Source organism: Pigmentiphaga sp., assembly GCF_033795525.1.
GTDB lineage: Bacteria > Pseudomonadota > Gammaproteobacteria > Burkholderiales > Burkholderiaceae_B > Pigmentiphaga.
The window spans coordinates 696,609-721,102 of record NZ_JARYGM010000002.1 but is presented as its reverse complement, the minus strand read 5'-3'; the positions used below and the strand labels follow the sequence as shown (position 1 = coordinate 721,102).

Sequence of the window (24,494 nt, the reverse complement as noted above, 5' to 3'; positions counted from 1 at the left end):
CGCCGGCGCTATTGGAGGGCCTCGAGCAAGTCCTGTTCGAACTGGATCTGGCTGCGTGCGTTATCCAGGGCGGCGCCGTCGATCAGGAAGGTGTCTTCCACCCGCTCTCCCAGCGTCATGACCTTGGCGGTCTTCAGGTTGATGCCATGCTGGACGAAAGTGCGTGCCATGGCATGCAGCAGGCCGGTGCGGTCGGTGGCCGTCACGCTCAGTATCCAGGACTGGCCGCGCTCGTCCGGTCGCAGCTCGATGGCGGGCGTGATGGGAAACGTGCGCGATTGGCGGGATGGGCGAGGCCCCAGCGGAACGGCTTCCGTTCCGGGGGCCCGCGCGGCATGGGGCGAGGCCAGGCGCTGGGTCAGTTCGTGTTCGAGCAGGCTCAGCAGCGAACGCTGTTCGCTCGGCGTGCCTTGGGCCAGGACAATGAAGCTATCCAGCGCCCAGCCATGCCGCGTGGTATGGATGCGGGCATCCTGGATGCTGAGGCGCCGCTCGTCGAAATAGCCGCAGATCCGCGCAAACAGGTCGGGCTGGTCCTTGGCGTAGACCACGATTTGCAGTCCTCCGCCCACTGGTGTTATGCGGGCGCGGACGATAGGGGTGGGACTATCGACCTTGTTGTACAGGTGGCGGGTCTGCCATGCGATATCGGAGGCCTCGTGCCGCAGGAAATAGGCGACATCGAGTTGCTTCCACAGCGCTTCATGCGCGTCAGGGGTGAGGCCTGCCAGGCGCAGCGCCCCCAGCGCTTCTTCCTTGCGGTTCTCCAGTATGGCCTTGGGATCCGGAATCTCGCCGCCCAGGGCACGCCGGGTCTTCAGGAACAGGTCTTCCAGCAGCTTGGCTTTCCAGGCGTTCCAGACCTTGGGACTCGTACCGCGTATGTCGGCCACCGTCAGCAGGTACAGCGCCGTCAGGTGCCGCGTGTCGCCCACCAGCGCGGCGAAATCCTGTATGACGCGGGGGTCGGACAAGTCCTTCTTCTGCGCGACGGACGATAGCCTGAGATGCTGGCGCACGAGGAATTCGAGCAGCTCGGCGTCTTCCCTGGCCAGCCCATGCTCGCGGGCGAACTTGCGGGCTTCGATCGCGCCCAGTTGCGAATGGTCGCCGCCGCGGCCCTTGGCGATGTCATGGAAGAGGGCGGCGGCATAGAGCACCCAGTGGCCGTCGAAGTTGGCGATCAGCTGGCTGCAGAGCGGGTATTCGTGTGCGTGTTCCGGCATCGTGAAGCGGCGCAGGTTGCGCACCACCATCAGGATGTGCTGGTCCACCGTGTACGCGTGGAAGAGATCGTGCTGCATCTGCCCGACGATGCGGCGGAAGGGCAGCAAATAGCGCGGCAGGATGCTGAGTTCGTTCATCCGCCGCAGTTCGTGCACGATGCCCCGGCGTTGCTGCAGGATGGACAGGAACAGGTGCCGGTTGACGGGGTTGCGGCGGAACTGGGCGTCGATGCGGCCACGCGCATGCCAGATCGCGCGCAGCATGCGCGCCGACATGCCCTTGAGCTCCGGATGCTGCTGCATGACCAGGAAGGCGCGCAGCAGCAGCGTCGGGTTGCGCTCGAAGGCATCGTCCCGGTACATGTCCAGGCGCTCGTGCAGGTTGCGGAAGTCTTCGTCGATAGGCTGGGCTTCCTCGCCCGGGCGGGCGAACAGCCGCTCCTCGAGGTTCTGGACCAGTATGGTGTTGAGCTGCGTCACCAGCTTGGCAGCCCAGTAGTAGCGCTGCATCAGGACTTCGCTGGGGCGGCGCGGACCGTTGTCCGGGATGCCGTATACCTTGGCCATCGCGGGCTGCACGTCGAACACCAGGCGGTCCTCGCGTCGGCCGGTCAGCAAATGCAGCTCGATGCGCAGGCGCTTGAAGGCCTGCTCGGCGCGGCGCAGGTGGCGCGCCTCGTCGGCGGTCAGCAGGCCGGCCCGGGCCACCTGGGCCCAGGTCTTGCCGAACCCGGCGGCGCGTGCCATCCACAGGATGACCTGGAGGTCCCGCAGCCCACCCGGCGATTCCTTGCAATTGGGCTCGAGCGCGTACGGCGTGTAGTTGTACTTGGTGTGCCGCTGCTGCATCTCCAGCTGCTTGTCGTGGAAGAACGCGCGCTTGTCCAGCCGGGCGCGCATGGCCGCCTCGAACTGCCGCATCAGCGCACGGCTGCCGGCCAGGTAGCGAGCCTCCAGCAAGGCGGTTTCCACCGTAATGTCCTTGGCCGCCTCGGCCATGCAGTCTTCCACCGTGCGGGCGCTGTGGCCGGGCTCCAGGCCGATGTCCCACAGCGCCGTGATCAGGGCGCCGATGCGGGCTTCGTCCTCGGCGGTGGGCGGCTGCCGCAGCAGGACCAGTACGTCCACGTCGGAGTGGGGGTAGAGTTCCCCCCGCCCATAGCCACCCACGGCCGCCAGCGTCGCGCCTTCGGGCAGCGGATGGCTCTCGAGCAGGGCCTGCAGGGTGCGGTCGACGATGCGGCGCAGTTCGGTCAGCAGCGCATCGGCGCGCAGGTTGGCGCGGTAGGCGGCGATGGCGCGTTCACGCGCCTCGCGCATGGCGTTGCGCAGGTCCTGCAGCCCGCGCAGCGCGGGCGAAGTCATCGTGGCGGTGGGCATAGGGCGGAGGGTGCCTTAGGCGGCCTTCTTGGCGGAGACGAAAGCCGGCGGGGCGGGCATGCCGGGCGAGACGCTGAGGATCTCGTAGCCGGTCTCGGTCACGACCACGGTATGCTCCCACTGCGCCGACAGGCTGCGGTCGCGCGTGACGATGGTCCAGCCGTCGGCCAGGCCGCGGATCTCGCGGCGGCCCGCGTTGATCATGGGCTCGACCGTGAAGATCATGCCGGGCTGCAGTTCTACGCCCGTGCCGGGCTTGCCGTAGTGGAGCACCTGGGGATCCTCGTGGAAGACCCGGCCGATGCCGTGGCCGCAGAATTCCCGCACGACGCTGTAGCCGTGGTTTTCCGCATGCTTCTGGATGGCATGGCCGATGTCGCCCAGGTGAGCGCCGGGGCGCACCTGCTCGATCCCCAGCCACATGCATTCGTAGGTGACCTCGGCCAGGCGGCGCGCCTGGAGCGTGGGTTCGCCGGCGAAATACATGCGGCTCGTGTCGCCGTGCCAGCCGTCCTTGATGATGGTGACGTCGATGTTGAGCGAATCGCCGTTTTTGAGGACTTTGTCACCCGGAATGCCGTGGCACACCTGATGATTGACCGAGGTGCAGATGGCGCCGGTGAACGGCGGGTACCCCGGGGGGGCGTAGCCGATGGTGGCTGACTTCACCTGGAGTTCCTCGGTCATGAATTGCAGGCACAGCCGGTCGAGTTCGCCGGTGGTGACGCCAGGCTTGACGTAGGGAGCGATGAAATCGAGCACGCGGGCGGCGTCCTGGCAGGCGGCCCGCATTTTTTCGATTTCCTCGGCGGATTTGATGGTAATGCTCATAATCTTGGTACCGATTTGTAACCGGGCCGCCGTGCGCGAGAGGGCGCCCGGGCGGCTGGGTAAGGTGGTCGCTTGAGCAGCGAGGCCGGAAAATAGTAGAATTATAGGCTTCCTGCGATTTCAGGAAGTGAAAACGGTAGCGGCCTTGTGCCGAAATCGTAAACCCGTCGTAAACCGCGCGCCGTATCGTCCAGGGTGCCAGCAGGGCAGGCAGGGCTCTTATGCGAAGCCCATCCGCCAAGCAGGTGCTGATACGGTGCAAGACCCAACCCTCGGAGTCAACATGTCCGTTAGCATGCGCGAAATGCTGGAAGCCGGTGTCCACTTCGGTCACCAGACCCGCTTCTGGAACCCCAAGATGGCCCCCTATATCTTCGGCCATCGCAACAAGATCCACATCATCAACCTTGAGAAGACCCTGGCCCTGTACCAGGACGCTCTCAAGTTCGTCCGCCAGCTGTCGGCCCGCGGCGGTACGATCCTGTTCGTCAGCACCAAGCGCGCCGCGCGTGAAATCATCGCCGAGGAAGCGCAGCGCTGCGGCATGCCCTACGTCGACAGCCGTTGGCTGGGCGGCATGCTCACCAACTTCAAGACGGTCAAGACCTCGATCAAGCGCCTGAAGGACATGGAAGCCATGCAGGCCGAGGGCGCGACCGAGCGCATGAGCAAGAAGGAAGCGCTGATGTTCCAGCGCGAGCTCGACAAGCTGAACAAGTCCATCGGCGGCATCAAGGACATGAACGGCCTGCCGGACGCCATCTTCATCATTGACGTCGGGTATCACAAAATTACCGTCAGCGAAGCCAAGGCGCTTAACATTCCGGTCGTCGCCGTGGTCGATACCAACCACTCGCCCGATGGCGTGGCCCACGTCATCCCCGGCAACGACGACTCGTCCAAGGCGATCGCCCTGTACGCCCGCGGCGTGGCCGATGCCGTGCTGGAAGGCCGCGAGCAGGCCCTGCAAGGCGTGGTCGATGCCGTTGCCGAAGGCGGCGACGAGTTCGTGGAAGTCGACGAAGAGGTGTAAGCCCTTCGCGCTGGCGCGGCGAAAGCCGCCAGGGGGTGGGCCTTCTCCCCCCTCCGATTGAATTGTCTGAAGGGGCCTCGAGCCCCTTCTTTTTAGTCAAACCGTTATTTCCGCCCGTCATCCCCGGCGGAAAATGTCAGGAGTAATCATGGCCGCAATTACCGCAGCAATGGTCAAGGAACTGCGCGAGAAGACCGATGCCCCCATGATGGAGTGCAAGAAAGCGTTGACCGAGGCCGACGGCGACCTGGCGAAAGCCGAGGAAATCCTGCGCGTCAAGCTGGGCAGCAAGGCCAGCAAGGCCGCCGCGCGTGTCACGGCCGAAGGCCTGGTGGCGATCTACGTGGCGCCGGATGCCAAGACCGGCGTCGCGGTCGAAGTCAACAGCGAAACCGATTTCGTCGCCAAGAACGATGACTTCGTCCAGTTCACCAACGATATCGCCGAACTCATCGCCAAAGCCGCACCGGCGGACGTCGCCGCGCTGGCCGAGCTGCCGTTCCGCGACGGCACGGTCGAAAGCGTGCGTACCGGCCTGGTCGGCAAGATCGGCGAAAACATCTCCGTCCGTCGTTTCACGCGCGTCGCCACGGAAAACAAGCTGGCCCAATACGTCCACGGCGGCCGTATCGGCGTGCTGGTCGAGTACACGGGTGACGACGCCCTGGGCAAGGACATCGCCATGCATGTGGCTGCCACCAAGCCGAAGGCGCTCGACGCCTCGGGCGTGTCCCAGGAAGACATCCAGCGCGAGCGTTCGGTCGCCGAGCAAAAGGCTGCCGAGTCCGGCAAGCCGGCCGATATCGTCGCCAAGATGGTCGAAGGTTCGATCCAGAAGTACCTGAAAGAGGTTACGCTGTTGTCGCAGCCTTTCGTCAAGGACGACAAGCAGACCGTCCAGCAGGTGCTCAAGGCCAAGAATTCGGCCATTCAGCAGTTCGTGCTGTACGTGGTGGGCGAGGGCATCGAGAAGAAAACCACCGACTTCGCCGCCGAAGTCGCGGCCCAGGCTGCTGCCGCGCGGGGCTGAGCCTCCACGCGCCGCGCGCTCCTGGGGCGCGTGGCGGACCGGCCGGTGGGGCCCATGGCACCTGTCCGGCCGGCGGTGTGTCGGCAGTGACGTGGTTGTGATTGATAGAGGACGCAGCGGATCCTGGCTCGGCCAGTCCGCCTGTGTGCCCCGGGCGGGGCGCGGGCAGCGCCCGGGAGGTCGGGTTTGACCTCCTGTGGGGGCGGGCGTCCAGGATGTGCCAGACTATGGCGATTGCTCGGGAGCATGTATGACGGTGGAAATGAACGCATCTGAGGCGAAAAAAGGGGCGTACAAGCGCGTACTGCTCAAACTGTCGGGTGAAGCCCTGATGGGCGACGATGCGTTCGGTATCAACCGCGCGACCATCGGCCGCATGGTCGAAGAAATCGCCGAAGTGGCAGAGCTGGGCGTCGAGCTCGCGCTGGTCATAGGCGGGGGCAACATTTTCCGCGGCGTGGCGCCCGGTGCCCAGGGCATGGATCGCGCCACCGCGGACTACATGGGCATGATGGCAACCATCATGAACTCGCTGGCTTTGCAGGATGCGCTCAAGCGCCGGGGTGTCGATGCCCGGGTGCAATCGGCGCTGACGATCGAGCAGGTCGTCGAACCCTATATCCGTCCGAAGGCGCTGCGCTATCTGGAAGAAGGCAAGGTCGTGATCTTCGCGGCCGGTACGGGCAACCCGTTCTTCACCACCGACACGGCGGCCGCGTTGCGCGGCGCCGAGATAGGTGCCGAAATCGTATTGAAGGCAACCAAGGTCGACGGCATCTATACGGCCGATCCCAAGAAGGATTCCACGGCGACCCGCTACAGCCGCATCAGTTTCGATGAAGCCATCGTGCGCCGGCTGGAAGTGATGGATGCCACCGCCTTTGCGCTGTGCCGCGACCAGAAGCTGCCGATCAAGGTTTTTTCGATCAACAAACCGGGTGCTTTGAAGCGCGTCGTTTCGGGCGACGACGAAGGCACGCTGGTGCACGTTTGATCGATCGTTTGTATTTAGGAGACCGCAATGAGCGCTTCCGACGTCAAGAAAAACGCCGAGACCAAAATGGGCAAGTCCATCGAGACGCTCAAGGCCAATCTCGCGAAGATCCGTACGGGTCGTGCCCATGCCGGGATACTGGACCATGTCCAGGTCGAATACTACGGTTCCATGGTTCCGTTGAGTCAGGTTGCCAGCGTGAGCGTGCTCGATGCGCGCACCCTGAGCGTGCAGGCCTGGGAGAAAAAAATGGCCCCGGTGATCGAGAAGGCCATCCGGGAGTCCGACCTGGGTCTGAATCCCCAGTCCATGGGCGAACTGATCCGCGTGCCGATGCCGGCCCTTACCGAGGAGCGTCGCCGCGAGCTGACCAAGGTGGTCAAGAGCGAGGGCGAGGACGCCAAGGTGGCCGTGCGCAACCTGCGCCGCGACGCCAACGAGCAGCTCAAGCGCCTGGTCAAGGACAAGGAAATCTCCGAGGACGAAGAGCGCCGTTCCCAGGACGATGTCCAGAAGCTTACCGACCGTTTCGTTGCCGAGGTCGACAAGCTGGTCGCCCAGAAAGAAGCGGAGATCATGACGGTTTGACGCCCTTCATGTTCACCGGCGGCCCTACGGAGCTGACATGGTCTTGAGTTCGACTCTCGGGGTACCGCGTACCGATGCCGTGCCCAGGCATGTGGCGATCATCATGGACGGCAACGGCCGCTGGGCCACCCAGCGCTTTTTGCCCCGGGTCGCCGGGCACAAGAAAGGGGTGGACGCGGTCCGTGCCGTGGTCGAAGCCTGCGCGGTGCGCGGCATCGAATACTTGACCTTGTTCGCCTTCAGTTCCGAGAACTGGCGCCGCCCGGCCGACGAAGTATCCCTGCTGATGCGGCTGTTTGTACACGCCCTGGAACGCGAGGTTGCCCGGCTGGCGCGCAACGGCATCCGGCTGAAGGTCGTGGGCGATATCAGCGCCTTCGAGCCCCGCTTGCAGGAGCTGATTGCCGACGTCGAAGCGCGTACGCGCGACAACGACCGCCTCACGCTTACCATCGCCGCCAACTATGGCGGCCGCTGGGACATTCTGCAGGCAACGCGGCGGTTGCTGGCCGACCACCCGGAATTGGGCGGTCACCCGGAACGGCTGGACGAAGCCATGCTGTCGCCGTATCTGTCCATGGCCTATGCGCCCGAGCCCGACTTGTTCATCCGGACCGGCGGCGAGCAGCGCATCTCCAATTTCCTCATCTGGCAACTCGCCTACACCGAGCTTTATTTCACCGATTGCTTCTGGCCGGATTTCGATGCCGAGCAGCTCGATCTGGCCTGCAAGTCCTATCGCAGCCGCGAGCGCCGTTTCGGCCGCACCAGCGCCCAGGTGCAGGCCCTGGAGCCCGCGGCCGCTTCTCCCAAGCGCGCCAGCGGCGGCTGACAGCATGCTAGGGCAACGCGTCGCCACCGCCGTCGTGCTGCTGGCCGTCCTGGCCGGCGTGCTGTCGGTTGCCGATCCCCGGCCTTTCGAGATTCTGATGGCGGTGTTCGTCGGCTGCGCGCTGTGGGAGTGGTGGCGCCTGACGCTCGCCCCCCGCGGTGGCGCCGGACGGCCGAATCCCGCCGCGCTGGCGGCCGGTATAGGATTGGGGCTGGCGCTGGTAGCCTGGCGCTGGACGAGCGGGGGGGCGGATCTTTCCAGCGGTCCCGGAGGAACGCTCTGGCGCGCGCTGTGGATTGCGGTGTCGCTGGTCTGGGTGTTCGGCCTGGTGCCCATGCTGTTTCGGGCCAGTGCCGAGGTCGAGCCCCGCAATCCTTGGCTGACGGCGCTGGCGCCGTTTGCGCTGCTGGCCGCCTGGTCGGCGCTGACGGCAGCGTTCGGTCGCGGTGTTACGTTTCTCCTGACCCTGATGGCGCTGGTCTGGGTGGCGGACATCGCCGCCTATTTCGTGGGCCGGGCGCTGGGGCGGCGCAAGCTAGCCCCGCATATCAGCCCGGGCAAGACCCGCGAGGGCGCGCTCGGTGGCATCGTGTGCGCCGTCGTATTCGTACTCGCGAGCGCAATGTATCCCGGCACCTTCGGAGGCGCCCTGGTTGCGCGTTGGGGCTGGCTGGGGGCGCTGTTGCTGGCTGTCGTGCTCGCGGTGCTGTCCATCGCCGGAGATCTTTTCGAATCACTGATCAAGCGGCGGGCCGGCGTCAAGGACTCCAGCCGCTTGCTGCCCGGCCACGGCGGGGTCCTCGACCGCATCGACGCCCTGATTCCCGTGCTGCCCCTTGCCGTATTGCTGTCATGACTTGTCGCACCGTCACCATTCTGGGGGCCACCGGTTCCATCGGCGCCAGCACGCTGGACGTCATTGCGCGCCATCCCGGGCGCTACCGGGTGCACGCGCTGAGCGCACACAGCCGGATGGAGCTGCTTGCCGCGCAGGCGGCCGCCAGCCAGGCGCCGGTCGTGGTAGTGCCGGACGGGCCCGCCCGCCAGCGTTTCATCGAGTCCTGGCAGGGCGGGGCGCCGCTGCCGCAAATACGGGTGGGGGCGCAGGCGCTGGTGGATACGGCCGCCGATCCTGCCAGCGATACCGTGATGGCCGCCATCGTGGGCGCGGCCGGGTTGCCGTCGGCGCTTGCCGCGGCCCGGTCGGGCAAGCGCGTCCTGCTGGCCAACAAGGAGGCCCTCGTGGTGGCGGGGGCGTTGTTCATGGACGCCGTCCGGCAAAGCGGCGCCGAGCTCCTGCCCATCGACAGCGAGCACAATGCGATTTTCCAGTGCCTGCCCCACAGCGGCGCGGCTGCCGGGCAAGGGCCCGCCCCGGGGGTCCGCCGCTTGTTGTTGACGGCGTCCGGCGGTCCCTTCAGGACCCGCCCACTGGCGGAACTGGAAGGAGTAACGCCCGCGCAGGCCTGCGCGCATCCCAACTGGTCCATGGGACGCAAGATCTCGGTGGATTCCGCGACCATGCTCAACAAGGGCCTGGAAGTCATCGAAGCGCATTGGTTGTTCGCGATGCCGCCCGAGCGTATCGACGTGGTCATCCACCCGCAGAGCGTCATCCACTCCATGGTGGAATACGACGACGGCTCGGTGCTGGCGCAGCTGGGCCAGCCCGACATGCGTACGCCGATTGCCTATGGCCTGGCATTCCCGGAGCGCATCGCCAGCGGCGTCGGGCCGCTCGACCTGGCGCGCCTGGGGCGGTTGGATTTCGAGGCGCCCGACCTGGCGCGTTTCCCATGCCTGCGCCTGGCTTTCGAGGCGTTGCGTGCCGGGCAGGGGGCCTGCGTGGCGCTGAACGCGGCCAACGAAGTGGCGGTCGACGCTTTCCTGCAGGGCGCCGCCCCATATACGGCGATCGCGGCTATCATCGAGACTGTGCTGGAAGGCGCATGGATGCACGCCGGCAACCGCCTGGGCAGCCTCGAAGGGCTGCTGGACCTGGACCACGAAGCCCGCGCCCAAGCCCGGCAAGCGCTCTCCCGGTCCCGTCCAGGCGTAGCGGGGTGAGCCCGGCATGTTGGTTTACCGTGATTCGGTGAGCATCCCCGGACCCGGCGTCCGGTTCCGCGTTGATCCGCCGGTGCGGTTTCTCTGGTACGGCGCCGGAGCAAGGAGATTTCCATGTTGTTGACCTTGGCGGCTTTTGCCGTCGCGCTGGGCCTGCTGGTGGTGATCCACGAACTGGGGCACTACCTCGTGGCGCGCGCTTGCGGGGTACGCATCCTGCGTTTTTCGGTCGGCTTCGGCAAGGTCTTGTGCCGACGGACGGACCGCCGCGGGACGGAATGGGCGTTGTCCGCCATTCCGCTGGGCGGCTACGTGAAAATGCTGGACGAGCGCGAGGGCGACGTTCCCGCCGAGCAGCGCGGCCAGGCGTTCAACGCACAGCCTGTGGGCAAGCGCATTGCCATCGTGGCGGCCGGTCCGCTGTTCAATCTCGCGCTGGCGGCCTTGCTGTACGCGGTGCTGAACATGATGGGCGTCAAGGAACCCGCGCCGGTACTCGGCGCGCCGGCGGCGGGCACGCCGGCTTCGGTCGCGGGAATACAGGCTGGCGACAGGATACTCGCGATCGGCGGCTCGGCGGTCGCTACCTGGGGCGACGCGCGCTGGATGTTGCTCCGGAGCCTGACCGACAAGGGCCGCACCGTCATCGAAGTCGAGACCGCCGCCGGTGAGCGGCGTGCGCGCACGGTCGATTTCTCCGGGGCGGCGCTGGGCCAGATGGAGGGCGACGTCCTGGGCCGGGAAGGATTCGGGCTGGCCAGTCCCCGACCCATCATCCGGGGCATCGTGCCCGACAGCGCGGCTGCAGAGGCCGGGCTGCTCGCCGGCGACCGCATCGTGGCCGTGGGCGACCAACGCGACCCTTCCGCCACCGAGCTGATTTCGGTCATTCAGGGCCATGCCGACCAGCCGCTGCGGCTGACGGTGGTCCGGGACGGTGCGACGCTGGCCATCGACGTGCGGCCGCGCGCGGAGCGCCAGGCCGATGGCCGGCCGATAGGGCGCATCGGCGCGCAGATCGGGGGCGATATCGAGCTCATTACCGTACGGCACGGGCCCCTCGAGAGCCTGGGGATGGGCGTGCAACGCACCGGCGAAGTCTCCTGGTTCTCGCTGCGCATGCTGGGAAAGATGCTGGTGGGGGATGTTTCATTGAGCAACCTGAGCGGGCCGGTGACCATCGCCGACTATGCCGGCCAGACCGCCCGCATGGGGCTGGAGGCGTACATTGCCTTCCTGGCTTTGGTCAGCGTGAGCCTCGGCGTGTTGAATCTGTTGCCCATTCCGATGCTGGATGGCGGGCACCTGCTGTATTATCTGGTCGAGATCATCCGGGGCAGCCCGCCGCCGGAACGCTGGATGGAAATGGGGCAGCGCGCCGGGTTCGGCATCCTGATGGTGCTGATGGCCGTTGCCTTGTTCAACGACTTTACGCGACTGCTGACCTAGGATTCATGAGCGCTGTCTTCTCCGCCGCTTTTGCGGACCGCGCCCCGGCTGACGGCGCCAAGTCTCGTCGCGAATCGCTCTTCCGCATATCACTCAAAGAATTCCGGGATCACGCATGACCAATCGCACCCGGCGCATGCCGCGTTTGCTGTCTATTTTGCTGGCCATGGCCGTTGCCCCTCTGGCCCACGCTTTCGAACCCTTCGTCGTTCGGGATATCCGGGTGGAAGGTATCCAGCGTACCGAAGCCGGTACGGTGTTCGGGTATCTGCCGGTCAAGGTGGGCGAACGCTTTACCGAAGAACAGGCCACGCAGGCGGTACGCGCGCTGTACGGTACGGGCTTTTTCCGCGACGTACGGATCGAGGTCGAGAACGACGTGGTGGTGGTCATCGTCGACGAACGTCCGGCCATCGCGTCGATTTCGTTCAACGGCATGCGCGAGTTCGAAGCCGCCAACGTCCTGAAGTCGCTGGCCGAAGTAGGCTTCGCCGAAGCGCGCATCTTCGACCGCGCCTTGCTCGATCGCGCCGAACAGGAGCTCAAGCGCCAGTATCTGGCGCGCGGCAAGTACTCGGTCGAGATCGTTCCCACCATCACGCCGCTCGAGCGCAACCGCGTCGGCATCACCTTCGATATCTTCGAAGGCGACGTGGCGCGCATCGCCGGCATCAAGATCATCGGGGCCAAGGCCATCCCCGAGAGCGAACTGCTGGACCTGCTGCAGCTCAGCACGCCGGGCTGGCTTACCTGGTACACCAAGGCCGACCAGTATTCGCGCGAAAAGCTCCAGGGCGATATCGAAACCCTGCGCTCGTACTACATGAACCGCGGCTATCTCGAGTTCAACGTGGACTCGCCGCAGGTTTCCATCTCGCCCGATCGCAAGGATATCTTCATCACCTTGTCGATCACCGAAGGCGACAAATATTCCGTCAGCGACGTCAAGCTCGCGGGCGACTTGCTGGGCCTGGACCAAGAGCTGAACAAGCTGATCGCGGTCAAGCCCGGCGAAACCTTCTCCGCCGAGCGGGTCAACGAGTCGAGCCGGGCGATTACCGACTACCTGGGCCGGCTCGGCTATGCCTTCAGCAACGTCAACGCCACGCCGCAGGTCGATCGCGAGAAGAAATCCGCCGCCATCACCTTCTTCGTCGACCCCAACCGCCGCGTATACGTGCGCCGCGTCAACATCGGCGGCAACACCCGCACGCGCGATGTCGTGGTACGGCGCGAGATGCGCCAGCTGGAAAGCGCCTGGTACGACGCCGGCAAGATCCAGCTCTCGCGCGACCGCATCGACCGCCTGGGTTATTTCCAGAACATCACCATCGAGACGCCGCCCGTGCCCGGCACGCCCGACCAGGTCGACGTCAATGTGAACGTGCAGGAAAAGCCCACCGGCATGATCAACCTGGGCGCGGGCTTCAGCAGCACCGACAAAGTCGTGCTGTCGGCCGGCATCAGCCAGGACAACATCTTCGGCAGCGGCACCACGGCCGGCCTGGAGCTCAATACCGGCAAGACGTATCGCACCATCGCGATCAGCCAGACCAATCCGTATTTCACCCAGGACGGCATCAGCCGGTCGACCAGCCTCTACTACCGCACGCTGCGGCCGCTGTCGATCAACCGGGGTGACTACCGCATCAAGACCATGGGCGCGGGCCTGACCTTCGGCGTACCGTTCACCGAAACCCAGCGGGTGTTCTTCGGCGGCTCGGTCGAAGCCAACGATATCGACATCTACGAAAGCAGCCCGCAGCGCTACATCGACTACGTCAACACCTTCGGCCCCCGCAGCAATGCGGTGATTTTCTCGGTAGGCTGGAGCAACGACCGCCGAGACAGCGCACTGGCCCCGACGCGCGGCACCTACCAGCGCGCTGCCGGCGAGACCTCGTTGTTCGGCGACCTACGCTACTACAAGGCCAGCTACCAGCACCAGTACTACTGGCCCATCAACCGCAACATGACGCTGGCGCTCAACGGCCAGGTCGATTATGGCAAGGGCTTCGGCGGCCGGCCTTATCCGCTGCTCAAGAACGTCTACGCGGGCGGTATCGGATCCGTGCGCGGCTTCGATGGCGGTTCGCTCGGCCCGCGCGACAGCAAGAACGGCGACAGCCTGGGCGGTGCCAAGCGGGTCATCGCCAATGCCGAGCTGCTGCTGCCATTCCCCGGCACCCAGCAGGACCGCACCTTGCGCTGGTTCGTCTTTGCCGATGCGGGTAACGTCTATTCCGACGATGAAAACATCAGCCTCGGCCAGCTGCGGTATTCGGCCGGTATCGGCCTGAGCTGGCAATCGCCCATCGGTCCGCTGAAGATCTCGTTCGGCCGGGCCTTGAATGCCAAGCCGGAAGACCGGACCCAGAGCTTCCAGTTCCAGATCGGTACCGGATTCTGATGGCGCGCGGCGGTTTCCGGGCCCATGCCTCTCGAAAGGTTTTCTGCTACAACCAATTACGAGAGGATGGGCGCCGCTTGCGCGGGGCCGCGCCATTAGTGGCAAAATACACGACTACCTTCCTAGCGAGAAATAAATGATCCGCATGTTTTCGACATCTGCCTCCAGTCTGACCGCCTCCTCTGCAGTCAAGGGTGCCGGCCGGTTGCTGGCGGCTCTGGTGCTCTCAAGTGCCGCTGTCGGCGCGGCTCATGCCCAGGCATCGCAAGCCCCGGTCAAGATCGGCTTCGTCAATACCGAGCGCATTTTCCGCGATGCGGCGCCCGCCAAGGCTGCCCAGGCGAAGATCGAGGCGGATTTCAAGAAGCGCGATGCCGAACTGCAGGACATGGCCAACCGGTTGCGCACCCTGTCGGAGCAGCTCGACAAGGACAGCGCCGTCCTCTCCGAGTCCGACCGGGCACGCCGCCAACGGGAGCTCAGCGACCTCGACAAGGATTTCCAGCGCAAGCGCCGGGAATTCCAGGAGGACCTGAACCAGCGCCGCAATGAAGAGCTTTCGCAAATCCTCGAGCGCGCCAACCGCGTGATCAAGCAGATCGCCGAACAGGAAAACTACGACCTGATCTTCCAGGAAGCCGTCGTGGTCAGCCCGCGCGTCGACATTACCGACAAGGTGCTCAAGGCCCTGAACAACGGCGCCAAGTAATTGCGCCGCTGTTTCCTGTCCCCGTCGTCCGCGCGAGTTCCGCATGCCCATCTTGCTTGATACGACCAAGGCGCCGGTCCTGCAAAGGCTGCTCGAGGAAACCGATACCAGCGGGTTGACGTGGACGATCGAGCCGGGCGGCGCGCAGGTGCCGCCGCTGGCTGAAACCCGGGTCGCCGGTATCGCCAACCTCGAGCGCGCGGGGCCCCAGGAACTCAGTTTCGTCTCCAATCCGCGCTACCAGGCCCAGCTGGTGGACGCCCGGGCCGCGGCCGTGCTGGTCACGCCCGAGGTCGCGCAGTACTACCGGCAGGCGCTGTCCGAAGCCGGGCGCAGCCAGCAAGCGCTGGCGCTGGTAGTGTGCAACTCGCCGTACTTGCTGTTCGCACGGATCGGGCAATGGTTCGAGCAGCAGCTGTATCCCGCGCCGCCCGGATCCATCCATCCTTCAGCCGTCGTGGCGCCGGGCGCCCGGGTCGACGGCAGTGCGCATATCGGGCCGCTGGCCGTCATCGAAGAAGGGGTCGACATCGGCCCGCGTGCACGCATCGGAGCGGGTTGTTTCATCGGTGCCGGCTGCCGCATCGGCGCCGATTCCGTCCTCCATCCGCGCGTTACCCTGTACCGGGGGGTCAGCATGGGCGCGCGCTGCGTGATTCTTTCCGGCGCCGTCATCGGCGACGACGGTTTCGGCTTCGCGCCGGACCCCTCGCGCGCCAAGGGCGCCTGGACCAAGATTCCGCAATTTGGCGGCGTGCGCATCGGCGATGATGTCGAAGTCGGCGCCAATACCACCATCGATCGGGGGGCGCTGGACGACACCGTCATTGGAAACGGCGTCAAGATCGATAATCAGATCATGATCGGTCACAATTGCCGTATCGGTGATCACACGGCGATGGCGGCTTGCGTCGGCATCGCGGGTTCGACCACCATAGGCGAACGCTGCTCCATCGGCGGGGCCGCCATGATAGGGGGGCACTTGACCATCGGCGACGACGTCTTCATCTCGGCCGCCACCCCGGTGCACAGCAACATCGACAAGCCGGGTCAATACACTGGCTTCTTCCCGATGACCGAGCATGGTCAGTGGGAGCGCAACGCGGTCGCGGTCAGGCACCTGGCGACGATGGCCAAGCGCATCAAGGCGCTGGAAAAGAAGTAAAAAGGCGAGGCGGACTCCGGAGAGGTCCGTCCCGCGTCAAATACTGGAATTCTGTATGGAAATGGACATCAAGGGGATACTCGATCATTTGCCGCATCGGTACCCGATGCTGCTCATCGATCGAGTCATCGACGTCAAGCCCGGCGAATCGATACGCGCGATCAAGAACGTGTCGATCAACGAACCGTTTTTTACCGGCCATTTCCCGCATCATCCGGTCATGCCGGGTGTGCTGATCCTCGAAGCCATGGCCCAGGCCGCGGCGATCACCTCGTTTACGGCGGCAGGCAAGAAACCGGACGAGAACACCGTTTACTACTTCGTGGGCATAGACGGGGCGCGCTTCAAGCGGCCAGTCGTGCCGGGCGACCAACTCAACCTCGAAGTCAATGTCGAGCGGGCCACGCGCGGCATCTGGAAGTACAACGGCAAGGCGCTGGTCGACGGCCAGATTGCCGCCGAGGCCAGCCTGATGTGCACCATGCGCATCCTCGAACCCTGACGGAAGCTGCAGTGGCGAGGATACATCCCACCGCTATCGTCGATCCGGCGGCGCAGCTGGACGACACCGTGACGATAGGCCCGTTCGCCATCGTCGGTCCCCATGTGCGCATAGGCGCCGATACCGAGGTCGGCGCGCATTGCGTCATCGAAGGCCATACGACCATCGGCCGGGGCAATCGCTTCTTCCCCTCCTGCGCCATAGGCGGTATTCCGCAGGACAAGAAGTACGCCGGCGAACCGACCCGGCTCGAGATTGGCGACGGCAACACCATACGGGAATGCTGCACCATCAATACCGGCACGGCGCAGGATGCCGGCGTGACCCGCCTGGGTAACGACAACTGGATCATGGCCTACGTGCACGTGGCGCACGACTGCCAGCTGGGCAGCCATATCATCTTGGCCAACGGTACGCAGCTGGCCGGGCATGTGCATATCGGCGACCATGTCATCCTGGGCGGTATGACGGGCGTGCACCAGTTCGTCAAGATCGGCCCGCACGCGATGACGGGCGTGCATGCGACCCTGCTGCAGGACCTGCCTCCATTCGTTACCTGCGCCGGCAGTCCCGCACGGCCGGTGGGCATCAATGTCGAGGGCCTGAAGCGGCGTGGATTCTCGGCGGCGCAGATTTCCGGCCTCCGCGCGGCATACAAGACCCTGTACCGCCAGGGCCTGACCCTGGACGAGGCGCGCGCGGCACTACAGGCCAAGCGCGCCGGGTCTCCCGAGCTCGATGCCTCCTTGTCGACCTTGCTGAACTTCCTCGATACCGCCACCCGCGGTATCGTGCGCTGACGGAGGCCGGCGTGCCGGTTGTGGCCAGACCGTCCATCGGCATGGTGGCCGGAGAGCCCTCGGGCGACTTGCTGGCCGCCTCAGTCGTCGAGGCGCTGCACGCACGGGCACCCCAATTCGCACTGACCGGTATAGGCGGTCCCAAGATGCAGGCGCACGGGTTCGAAGCCTGGTATCCCATGCAGAAACTGGCCGTGAATGGCTATGCCGACGTCCTGATGCACCTGCCGGAACTGCTCCAGATCCGCCGCGCCGTACGCGAGCGGTGGCTGGCCGAGCGGCCGGCCGCGTTCGTCGGCGTCGACGCGCCGGATTTCAATTTCTCGCTCGAGCACGCCCTGCGCGCAGGCGGCATTCCCACTGTGCATTTCATCGGCCCCTCGCTGTGGGCATGGCGCGGGGAACGCATCAACAAGATACGCGAAGCGGTGTCGCGCATATTGGTGGTGTTTCCCTTCGAGGAACAGATCTACCGCGACGCCGGCGTGCCGGTTACCTACGTTGGCCATCCGCTCGCCCGGACCATCGCGCACACACCCGACCGCGCCGCTGCGCGCGCGCGCCTGGGGGCGGCTTCGGGAGCACGTGTGCTGGCGCTGATGCCGGGCAGCCGGGCGGGCGAGGTACGCCACCTGGCGCCGCGGTTCCTGGCTGCGGCCAAGCTGCTGCAGATCCGGGATCCCGCACTCGAACTGTGGGCGCCCATGGCCAATGCCGAACGCGAGCGCGAGTTCCTGGCCCATGCGTCCGCGGTAGGGGGGCTGAAGAACCTGCACACCATCGTGGGAGGGTCCCACGACATCCTGGCCGCCTGCGATGCCGTGCTCGTGGCCAGCGGCACCGCCACGCTGGAGGCGGCCTTGTTCAAGCGCCCCATGGTGATCTCCTACGTGCTGCCGCGGCTGTCGTGGTGGATCATGCGCCGCCAGGCCTACCTGCCTTGGGTCGGCCTGCCCAATATCCTGTGCCGGGACACGCTCGTTCCGGAGCTGCTGCAGGACGATGCCACGCCGCGTGCGCTGGCCGATGCGGCCTGGAAGGCCTTGACCGACGAGGCCGGGGCCAGGCGCCTGGAAGCCCGCTTTGGTGCCTTGCACGACGACCTGGTGCGCGATACGCCGGCCCTGGCCAGCCAAGCCATCCTGGAGGTAGCGGGCCATGGGTGAGAAAGGCTGGGTGCAAACCGAGTTCGGCTGGGCCGCGGTGGATTCGCCCGGGGCCGATCTGCTGCAGGTCTTCGATGCCCAGGCCCTGCGCACCCTTCGGGTCGCCGGCGTGGACGAAGCCGGCCGCGGGCCGCTGGCCGGGCCGGTCTACGCGGCGGCGGTCGTGCTCGATCCCGCCCGCCCGATTGACGGCCTGAACGACTCCAAGATACTGACCGAGCGGGCGCGCGACGAACTGGCGCCGCAAATCCAGGAACGGGCGCTGGCCTGGTGCGTGGCCAGCGTCAGCGTGGCGGAAATAGACACGCTGAACATCCTCAACGCGACCATGCTGGCCATGCGCCGGGCGGTCGAAGGACTGGGGCTGATGCCCGACGTGGTGCAGGTGGACGGCAATCGTGCTCCGGCGCTGCCATGCCCCGTGCAGACCGTCATAGGCGGCGATGCCCAAGTGGCGGCCATATCGGCGGCCTCCATCCTCGCCAAGACCGCGCGCGATGCCGAGCTGGTCCGCCTGCACGAGATCTACCCGGTCTACGGCTTCGACCGCCACAAGGGCTACGGGACGCCGGATCATTTGCGCTGCCTGCTCGAGCATGGCCCGTGTCCGGAACATCGGCGCAGCTTCGAGCCGGTCCGGCGGGCGCTGCCCGGGCAATCCATGGTGTCCGAGGCAGCGCTGGCCATGCCGCAAACCGGCTCGCTGATCGCTGCCTGGGAAGATGGCATGGTCGAGCCCCAGGCGCCCGTTTCCCGCCGCGGCAGGGCCAAATCGCGGGCCTAGGGCCCGGCGAGGGCCATAGAGAACCACCATGAAACGCATCGCTTCGCGCGACAACCCGCTGTTCAAGTCTCTGCGCAAGCTCGCGCATACGTCTCAGGCTCGCCGCCACGCCGGCCTGTCGGTTCTCGACGGCGTCCACTTGTGCCAGGCCTATCTGCAATGGCAAGGGTTGCCGCGCTATGCTGTATTCGACAGCCGGCGGCTGGAGGGCGAGCGCCCGAGCGCCGAAGTGCGGCGCTTGTGCCAGGACATCCCCGCCGATCGCCACGTCTGGCTCGACGGAAACCTGATCGAAGACCTGGAGCAGGTCCAGGCGGGACAGGGGGTGGTGTTCGTGGTCGAGACGCCGGTGCCGCCGCTACCCGAGCGCATCGCGGAAAGCTGCGTGTTGCTCGACCGCATCCAGGACCCCGGCAACGTCGGTTCCATCCTCAGGACCTGCGCCGCCGCGGGCGTGCGCAGCGTTTTCCTGTCCGACGAGACCGCCTTCGCCTGGTCTCCCAAGGTTCTGCGCTCGGGGCAGGGGGCGCATTTTTCCCTGGCCATCTACGAGCGCGTGGATCTGGGGGCGCTGCTTGGCCGTCTCGATGTTCCACTGGTGGCGACCACGCTGGACGATGCCACCGGCTTGTACGGCACCGCCTTGTCCAGGCATTGTGCCTGGATCTTCGGCAATGAAGGGCAGGGCGTGCGCGCCGATCTCCAGGCCGCGGCTGATCTGCGTGTGCGCATTCCCCAGGAGCCGGCCGCGGAGTCCCTGAATGTGGCCGCCGCCGTGGCGGTATGCTTGTTCGAGCACCGGCGCCGGTATATGGCCGCCTAGCGGCACAGGGACGATCAGTCGTCGGGCAAGAGGGCAGGGTTCCAGACGACTTCCCATAGATGGCCGTCGAGGTCCTGGAAGTACCCTGCATAGCCGCCCCAGAACGTGTCGTGGGCCGGCTTGACGATGCAGGCGCCCGCGCGCCTCGCCTGGTCCAGCGTGGCGTCCACTTCCTCGCGGCTGCGGACATTATGGCCGATGCTAAAGCCGGGGACGCCGGCCTCGCTCTTGGGCAGCCCGGTATCGTGCGCCAAGGAGGCGCGTGGCCACAGGGCCAGCTTCAAGCCCCCTTGCAGATCGAAGAAGGCCACGGCGCCATGCTCGAATTCCCGGCCGACGATGCCCTGCGTGGGCAGGCCCAGGCCGTCCCGGTAGAACGCCACCGCCCGTTCCAGGTCGTCTACGCCCAAGGTCAGTACCGATATGCGCGCTTTCATGTCGGTGCTCCTTATCGATCCGCTTCAATAGAAGCGTCCCTCCAACCCGATCTTCTGCAAAACCGTGGTGGAGATCTCCTCGATGGATTTGGTGGTGGTCGACAGCCAGCGTATGCTCTCGCGCCGCATCAGCTTCTCTGCCTCGGCGACCTCGTAGCGGCATTGTTCCAGCGAGGCATAGCGGCTGTCCGGGCGCCGCTCGTGACGCACCTCGGCCAGCCGCTCGGGCTGTATGGTGAGACCGAACAGCTTGCTGCGGTAGGGCAGGATGGCCGAAGGCAGCGCGCCGCGCTCGAAATCGTCCGGGATCAGGGGCACATTGGCTGCCTTGATGCCGTATTGCATGGCCAGGTAGAGGCTGGTGGGCGTCTTGCCGCAACGCGATACGCCGATCAGGATCACGTCGGCCTGTTCCAGGCCCTTGATGTACTGGCCGTCGTCGTGCGCGAGACTGAAGTTGATGGCCTCGATACGATTTTGGTATTGCTGGGTGTTGGCGACGTTGTGGGAACGCCCGATCGAATGGCTGGACTTGAGGTTCAGCTCCTGCTCGATGGGTTCCACGAAGGTGGAGAACAGGTCCAGGAACAGGCCGTTCGCCTGCCGTACACGGGTATTGATCTCGGAATTGACCAGGGTGCTGAAGACGATGGGCCGCTGGCCGTCCGCCGCGAAGGCGGCGTCGATGCGCGCGGCGACCTGCGCCGCCTTGTCTACCGAGTCGATGAAAGGAAGCCTGATATGCCGGAAACGGGCGTTCTCGAACTGGGCCAGGACCGAGTGCGCGAACGTTTCGGCAGTAATGCCGGTGCCGTCGGAAACCACGAATACCGTGCGCAGGTAGGTGTTCGGCGCTGGAGCGGATGGAGGCATGGAGATCTCGCTAAAACAGGGGATTCCTGTGCGGGCAAGGGTAACAAAAGACCGTGGTGCAGAAAAACCGGCGGCCGGCGTACAATCCGGGGATTCCCCCTGGTTACGCGTGGCATAGGTCCCCGGCTCGAATGTCCCGGGCCACGTCGAAGGCGGGTTTGGCCAGCGCACACGGAATGCGGCCGTGCCGCACCGCGCAAGAGCACTGCGAATGGAGCGGCATTCCGCGTGTGCTCGCCAAACAAGCTTTCTTGCCATTGTAATAGGGGACTTTCATGTCTTATGTCGTGCCGTTCGAGCAACTCCGGATGACGGATGTTGACTCGGTAGGAGGAAAGAACGCTTCACTGGGAGAGATGATCAGCCAGCTCGCCGGCGCCGGGGTCCGCGTGCCGGGGGGCTTCGCCACTACGGCGGAAGCATTCCGCGATTTCCTCAAGGATTCGGGGCTGGATACCCGCATCAACGAACGCCTGTCGTCCTTGAATCCGGAAGACGTGCGCGCGCTCGCGGAAACCGGCGCGGAAATCCGCCAATGGATCATCGACGCCCCGTTCTCGGCCCGCTTCGAGAAGGAAATCCGTGACGCGTTCGCCAAGCTCGACGCCGACGGGAAGGGATCGTTCGCCGTTCGCTCGTCCGCCACCGCCGAAGACCTGCCCGATGCCTCGTTCGCGGGCCAGCAGGAAACCTTCCTGAACGTCGTCGGCATCGACGACGTGCTGGACAAGATCCGCCACGTATTCGCCTCGCTCTACAACGACCGCGCCATTTCGTATCGCGTGCACAAGGGCTTTGCCCATGCCGACGTGGCCCTGTCCGCCGGCGTGCAGCGCATGGTGCGCTCGGACACCGGTGCGGCCGGGGTCATGTTCACCATCGATACCGAGTCCGGCTTCCCCGATGTGGTCTTCATCACGTCGTCCTACGGCCTGGGCGAAACGGTGGTGCAGGGTGCCGTCAACCCCGACGAGTTCTACGTCTTCAAGCCGACGCTCGAAGCCGGCCACTATCCCATCGTCAGCCGCCGCATCGGCTCCAAGCTGATCAAGATGGAGTTCGATCCGGCCCGCCCCGAAGGCCGCGCCGTGCGCACGGTCGATGTCGCGCCCGAGTTGCGCAACCGTTTCTCGCTGTCGGACGAGGACGTCATCGAGCTGGCGCGCTACGCCGTCATCATCGAGAAGCACTACGGCCGCCCCATGGATATCGAATGGGGCCGGGACGGCATCGACGGCAAGATCTACATCCTCCAGGCGCGTCCCGAGACGGTCAAGTCGCAGCAGTCCGGCAACGACGTGCAGCAGCGCTATCGCCTGAAGGCGACCGGCAACGTGCTGGTCACCGGCCGCGCCATCGGCCAGAAGATCGGGTCCGGCCCGGTGCGCCTGGTGGCCGATATCGCCGACATGGACAAGGTCCAGGCCGGCGACGTGCTGGTTACCGACATGACCGATCCCAACTGGGAACCCGTCATGAAGCGCGCCTCGGCCATCGTGACCAACCGCGGCGGACGGACTTGCCACGCCGCCATCATCGCGCGTGAACTGGGCATCCCGGCGGTTGTCGGCAGCGGCGACGCCACCAGCGTGTTGTCCGATGGCGCCATGGTTACCGTCTCGTGCGCAGAAGGCGACGAGGGCCGCATCTACGACGGCCTGCTCGAGACCGAGGTCGAGGAAGTGCGCCGCGGCGAAATGCCCGAGATCCCGGTCAAGATCATGATGAACGTGGGCAACCCGCAGCTGGCCTACGATTTCGCGCAGATCCCGAACGGCGGCGTCGGCCTGGCGCGCCTGGAATTCATCATCAACAACAACATCGGCATCCACCCCAAGGCCATCCTCGACTATCCGAATGTCGATGGCGAGCTCAAGAAAGCGGTGGAGTCGGTGGCCCGTGGCTATGCCAGCCCGCGCGCGTTCTTCGTCGACAAGCTGGCCGAGGGCGTGGCCACCATCGCCGCCGCGTTCTATCCCAAGCCCGTGATCGTCCGCATGTCGGACTTCAAGTCGAACGAATACCGCAAGCTCATCGGCGGTTCGCGCTACGAGCCCGAGGAAGAAAACCCCATGCTGGGCTTCCGCGGCGCGTCGCGCTACATCGCCGGGGAATTCGCCGAGTGCTTCCGCATGGAATGCGAGGCGCTGCGCCGCGTGCGCGAAGACATGGGTCTGACCAACGTCGAGATCATGGTGCCCTTCGTGCGCACGCTCAAGCAAGCCGAGCGCGTGGTGGATCTGCTGGCCGAGAACAAGCTCAAGCGCGGCGAAAACGGCCTGCGCCTGGTCATGATGTGCGAGGTGCCGTCCAACGCGGTGTTGGCCGAGCAGTTCCTGGAGTATTTCGACGGCTTCTCGATCGGCTCGAACGACCTGACCCAGCTCACGCTGGGCCTGGACCGGGACTCGGGCCTGGAACTGCTGGCGGCCGACTTCGACGAACGCGATCCCGCCGTGCAGGCGCTCCTGCAGCGCGCCATCGAGGCGTGCCTGAAGGCGGGCAAGTACGTCGGTATCTGCGGCCAGGGCCCGTCCGACCATCCCGACTTCGCGGTCTGGCTGAGGGACCAGGGTATCAAGTCGATCTCGTTGAACCCCGACACGGTGGTCGATACCTGGAAGAAACTCGCTGAGTAGGTGTCCCCCGTACGCGCTTACGCACGCCCCCCAGGGGGCGATGCGGGTGGACCGGCGGAGCCGGATCCACCCGCATCCTAGGTAAAACCATCGGCTGGTGGGGAGGGGGCTTGGGGGCGGTTTTTTGCGGGGGCGGCTTGCTGCGGAATTGTTTTTGGGCGCGGACTGTGGCTTATAGCGATCGATGACAGCTTCACCTTCCAAGGGGGAATCCCAGAGTGAATGGGGCGAGGACTTGCCGGGGCTGGCCTTCGAGAACAACCTGTCCTACAGGTTGTCCATTCTTGGGTCCTTGCTGGGCCGCGCCACGGCCGAGATCTACATGGCCGAGGAGTTCACGCTCCACCAATGGAAGGTGATGAGCGTGATCTGCCGCTACGCGCCTATCCCGGCGTCGGAAATCATGCGTTGGGTGACGCTCGACAAGGCGGCTGTCTCGCGTGCGGTGCGCAAGCTGCAGACGCGCGGCCTGATCGAACGCCGGCTGTCCGACGGCGATGCGCGTGTGACCCATATCCTCCCGACCAGGAAGGGACGCGATATGAACGATCGCGTGGCCAGCCGGATCGCCAAGTTGCAGGGCGAGCTGCTCGCCTCGGTGGACGACGCCAAGGTGCGGGCCATGTTCGAGGCCTTCGACAGGATAGAGGCGGTGCTGCGCCTGCGATTCGGCCATGCCGACCAGCCGTCCTCGACGGACGCCGATTGACATGACTGCGCCCAGGGCGCGATCACCGGCCTGAGCGGTGCAAGGCC

22 protein-coding genes are annotated in these 24,494 nt (G+C 65.5%); 18 read left to right on the top strand and 4 right to left on the bottom strand.

Translation table 11 applies throughout. The features are described 5' to 3' along the window. Nucleotides 1–8: 8 nt before the first annotated feature. Both QHC78_RS08145 and map read right to left on the bottom strand, forming a co-directional pair. Complete coding sequence (locus tag QHC78_RS08145) at nucleotides 9–2,606, bottom strand: [protein-PII] uridylyltransferase (protein WP_319743373.1); 2,598 nt, start codon at nucleotides 2,604–2,606, stop codon at nucleotides 9–11. A gap of 15 nt (nucleotides 2,607–2,621) precedes the next feature. Next, a complete protein-coding gene (gene map / locus QHC78_RS08140; RefSeq protein WP_319743372.1) occupies nucleotides 2,622–3,437 on the bottom strand; it encodes a type I methionyl aminopeptidase in 816 nt (271 codons plus the stop codon). Nucleotides 3,438–3,720: 283 nt separating this feature from the next. Between map and rpsB the strand changes: the two genes are divergently transcribed. From rpsB to QHC78_RS08060, 16 genes are all read left to right on the top strand, one after another. Continuing rightward, nucleotides 3,721–4,470 carry a 30S ribosomal protein S2 gene (gene rpsB, locus QHC78_RS08135; protein WP_319743371.1) on the top strand — a complete coding sequence of 250 codons (750 nt, stop codon included), beginning with the start codon at nucleotides 3,721–3,723 and terminating at the stop codon, nucleotides 4,468–4,470. Nucleotides 4,471–4,618: 148 nt separating this feature from the next. Then, nucleotides 4,619–5,500 carry a translation elongation factor Ts gene (tsf, locus tag QHC78_RS08130; protein ID WP_319743370.1) on the top strand — a complete coding sequence of 294 codons (882 nt, stop codon included), beginning with the start codon at nucleotides 4,619–4,621 and terminating at the stop codon, nucleotides 5,498–5,500. 262 nt (nucleotides 5,501–5,762) lie between these two features. Next, on the top strand, nucleotides 5,763–6,494 hold the full coding sequence (pyrH, locus tag QHC78_RS08125) for a UMP kinase (protein WP_319743369.1): 732 nt from the start codon (nucleotides 5,763–5,765) through the stop codon (nucleotides 6,492–6,494). Nucleotides 6,495–6,521: 27 nt separating this feature from the next. Further along, a complete protein-coding gene (frr, locus tag QHC78_RS08120) occupies nucleotides 6,522–7,082 on the top strand; it encodes a ribosome recycling factor (protein WP_319743368.1) in 561 nt (186 codons plus the stop codon). 37 nt (nucleotides 7,083–7,119) lie between these two features. Beyond that, nucleotides 7,120–7,914, top strand: a complete 795-nt coding sequence (gene uppS / locus QHC78_RS08115; RefSeq protein ID WP_319743367.1) for a polyprenyl diphosphate synthase — start codon at nucleotides 7,120–7,122, stop codon at nucleotides 7,912–7,914. Between the two features lie 4 nt (nucleotides 7,915–7,918). Then, complete coding sequence (locus QHC78_RS08110; RefSeq protein ID WP_319743366.1) at nucleotides 7,919–8,770, top strand: phosphatidate cytidylyltransferase; 852 nt, start codon at nucleotides 7,919–7,921, stop codon at nucleotides 8,768–8,770. Next, complete coding sequence (locus QHC78_RS08105) at nucleotides 8,767–9,981, top strand: 1-deoxy-D-xylulose-5-phosphate reductoisomerase (RefSeq protein ID WP_319743365.1); 1,215 nt, start codon at nucleotides 8,767–8,769, stop codon at nucleotides 9,979–9,981. Before QHC78_RS08110 ends, QHC78_RS08105 begins: the two co-directional genes overlap by 4 nt. A gap of 114 nt (nucleotides 9,982–10,095) precedes the next feature. Continuing rightward, nucleotides 10,096–11,430, top strand: coding sequence for an RIP metalloprotease RseP (rseP, locus tag QHC78_RS08100; protein ID WP_319743364.1), 1,335 nt, complete (start codon nucleotides 10,096–10,098; stop codon nucleotides 11,428–11,430). Nucleotides 11,431–11,545: 115 nt separating this feature from the next. Continuing rightward, the gene (bamA, locus tag QHC78_RS08095; protein WP_319743363.1) at nucleotides 11,546–13,840 is read left to right on the top strand and encodes an outer membrane protein assembly factor BamA; all 2,295 of its coding nucleotides are present in this window, start codon (nucleotides 11,546–11,548) and stop codon (nucleotides 13,838–13,840) included. 145 nt (nucleotides 13,841–13,985) lie between these two features. Continuing rightward, nucleotides 13,986–14,549: an OmpH/Skp family outer membrane protein gene (locus tag QHC78_RS08090; RefSeq protein WP_319743485.1), complete on the top strand. Its 564-nt coding sequence runs from the start codon at nucleotides 13,986–13,988 to the stop codon at nucleotides 14,547–14,549. Between the two features lie 43 nt (nucleotides 14,550–14,592). Then, nucleotides 14,593–15,714 (top strand): UDP-3-O-(3-hydroxymyristoyl)glucosamine N-acyltransferase, encoded by a 1,122-nt coding sequence (lpxD, locus tag QHC78_RS08085; RefSeq protein ID WP_319743362.1) that lies wholly within the window; start codon nucleotides 14,593–14,595, stop codon nucleotides 15,712–15,714. Nucleotides 15,715–15,769: 55 nt separating this feature from the next. Continuing rightward, complete coding sequence (gene fabZ, locus QHC78_RS08080) at nucleotides 15,770–16,216, top strand: 3-hydroxyacyl-ACP dehydratase FabZ (RefSeq protein WP_319743361.1); 447 nt, start codon at nucleotides 15,770–15,772, stop codon at nucleotides 16,214–16,216. Nucleotides 16,217–16,227: 11 nt separating this feature from the next. Beyond that, nucleotides 16,228–17,016 carry an acyl-ACP--UDP-N-acetylglucosamine O-acyltransferase gene (lpxA, locus tag QHC78_RS08075; RefSeq protein ID WP_319743360.1) on the top strand — a complete coding sequence of 263 codons (789 nt, stop codon included), beginning with the start codon at nucleotides 16,228–16,230 and terminating at the stop codon, nucleotides 17,014–17,016. A 20-nt stretch (nucleotides 17,017–17,036) separates the two neighbouring features. Further along, nucleotides 17,037–18,182: a lipid-A-disaccharide synthase gene (gene lpxB / locus QHC78_RS08070; RefSeq protein WP_319743359.1), complete on the top strand. Its 1,146-nt coding sequence runs from the start codon at nucleotides 17,037–17,039 to the stop codon at nucleotides 18,180–18,182. Continuing rightward, nucleotides 18,175–18,966: a ribonuclease HII gene (rnhB, locus tag QHC78_RS08065; protein ID WP_413816431.1), complete on the top strand. Its 792-nt coding sequence runs from the start codon at nucleotides 18,175–18,177 to the stop codon at nucleotides 18,964–18,966. The genes lpxB and rnhB overlap by 8 nt, the downstream gene beginning before the upstream one ends. Nucleotides 18,967–18,994: 28 nt before the next feature. Next, on the top strand, nucleotides 18,995–19,789 hold the full coding sequence (locus tag QHC78_RS08060) for a TrmH family RNA methyltransferase (protein ID WP_319743358.1): 795 nt from the start codon (nucleotides 18,995–18,997) through the stop codon (nucleotides 19,787–19,789). Nucleotides 19,790–19,803: 14 nt separating this feature from the next. On the opposite strand, the gene QHC78_RS08055 is transcribed toward QHC78_RS08060, so the two are convergent. Further along, nucleotides 19,804–20,226, bottom strand: a complete 423-nt coding sequence (locus QHC78_RS08055) for a VOC family protein (RefSeq protein WP_319743357.1) — start codon at nucleotides 20,224–20,226, stop codon at nucleotides 19,804–19,806. Between the two features lie 24 nt (nucleotides 20,227–20,250). Then, complete coding sequence (gene ppsR / locus QHC78_RS08050) at nucleotides 20,251–21,099, bottom strand: posphoenolpyruvate synthetase regulatory kinase/phosphorylase PpsR (protein WP_319743356.1); 849 nt, start codon at nucleotides 21,097–21,099, stop codon at nucleotides 20,251–20,253. 275 nt (nucleotides 21,100–21,374) lie between these two features. Between ppsR and ppsA the strand changes: the two genes are divergently transcribed. Both ppsA and QHC78_RS08040 read left to right on the top strand, forming a co-directional pair. Then, complete coding sequence (gene ppsA, locus QHC78_RS08045) at nucleotides 21,375–23,738, top strand: phosphoenolpyruvate synthase (protein WP_319743355.1); 2,364 nt, start codon at nucleotides 21,375–21,377, stop codon at nucleotides 23,736–23,738. A 184-nt stretch (nucleotides 23,739–23,922) separates the two neighbouring features. Further along, entirely contained in the window at nucleotides 23,923–24,447 is a 525-nt protein-coding gene (locus QHC78_RS08040; protein ID WP_319743354.1) for a MarR family winged helix-turn-helix transcriptional regulator, read from the top strand. Nucleotides 24,448–24,494 lie beyond the last annotated feature (47 nt).

Excerpts from the sequence above, each read along its gene's own strand:
- QHC78_RS08145 (WP_319743373.1), bottom strand. The coding sequence starts at position 2,606 with ATGCCCACCGCCACGATGACTTCGCCCGCGCTGCGCGGGCTGCAGGAC.
- map (WP_319743372.1), bottom strand. The coding sequence starts at position 3,437 with ATGAGCATTACCATCAAATCCGCCGAGGAAATCGAAAAAATGCGGGCC.
- rpsB (WP_319743371.1), top strand. The coding sequence starts at position 3,721 with ATGTCCGTTAGCATGCGCGAAATGCTGGAAGCCGGTGTCCACTTCGGT.
- tsf (WP_319743370.1), top strand. The coding sequence starts at position 4,619 with ATGGCCGCAATTACCGCAGCAATGGTCAAGGAACTGCGCGAGAAGACC.
- pyrH (WP_319743369.1), top strand. The coding sequence starts at position 5,763 with ATGAACGCATCTGAGGCGAAAAAAGGGGCGTACAAGCGCGTACTGCTC.
- frr (WP_319743368.1), top strand. The coding sequence starts at position 6,522 with ATGAGCGCTTCCGACGTCAAGAAAAACGCCGAGACCAAAATGGGCAAG.
- uppS (WP_319743367.1), top strand. The coding sequence starts at position 7,120 with ATGGTCTTGAGTTCGACTCTCGGGGTACCGCGTACCGATGCCGTGCCC.
- QHC78_RS08110 (WP_319743366.1), top strand. The coding sequence starts at position 7,919 with ATGCTAGGGCAACGCGTCGCCACCGCCGTCGTGCTGCTGGCCGTCCTG.
- QHC78_RS08105 (WP_319743365.1), top strand. The coding sequence starts at position 8,767 with ATGACTTGTCGCACCGTCACCATTCTGGGGGCCACCGGTTCCATCGGC.
- rseP (WP_319743364.1), top strand. The coding sequence starts at position 10,096 with ATGTTGTTGACCTTGGCGGCTTTTGCCGTCGCGCTGGGCCTGCTGGTG.
- bamA (WP_319743363.1), top strand. The coding sequence starts at position 11,546 with ATGACCAATCGCACCCGGCGCATGCCGCGTTTGCTGTCTATTTTGCTG.
- QHC78_RS08090 (WP_319743485.1), top strand. The coding sequence starts at position 13,986 with ATGTTTTCGACATCTGCCTCCAGTCTGACCGCCTCCTCTGCAGTCAAG.
- lpxD (WP_319743362.1), top strand. The coding sequence starts at position 14,593 with ATGCCCATCTTGCTTGATACGACCAAGGCGCCGGTCCTGCAAAGGCTG.
- fabZ (WP_319743361.1), top strand. The coding sequence starts at position 15,770 with ATGGAAATGGACATCAAGGGGATACTCGATCATTTGCCGCATCGGTAC.
- rnhB (WP_413816431.1), top strand. The coding sequence starts at position 18,175 with ATGGGTGAGAAAGGCTGGGTGCAAACCGAGTTCGGCTGGGCCGCGGTG.
- QHC78_RS08060 (WP_319743358.1), top strand. The coding sequence starts at position 18,995 with ATGAAACGCATCGCTTCGCGCGACAACCCGCTGTTCAAGTCTCTGCGC.
- QHC78_RS08055 (WP_319743357.1), bottom strand. The coding sequence starts at position 20,226 with ATGAAAGCGCGCATATCGGTACTGACCTTGGGCGTAGACGACCTGGAA.
- ppsR (WP_319743356.1), bottom strand. The coding sequence starts at position 21,099 with ATGCCTCCATCCGCTCCAGCGCCGAACACCTACCTGCGCACGGTATTC.
- ppsA (WP_319743355.1), top strand. The coding sequence starts at position 21,375 with ATGTCTTATGTCGTGCCGTTCGAGCAACTCCGGATGACGGATGTTGAC.
- QHC78_RS08040 (WP_319743354.1), top strand. The coding sequence starts at position 23,923 with ATGACAGCTTCACCTTCCAAGGGGGAATCCCAGAGTGAATGGGGCGAG.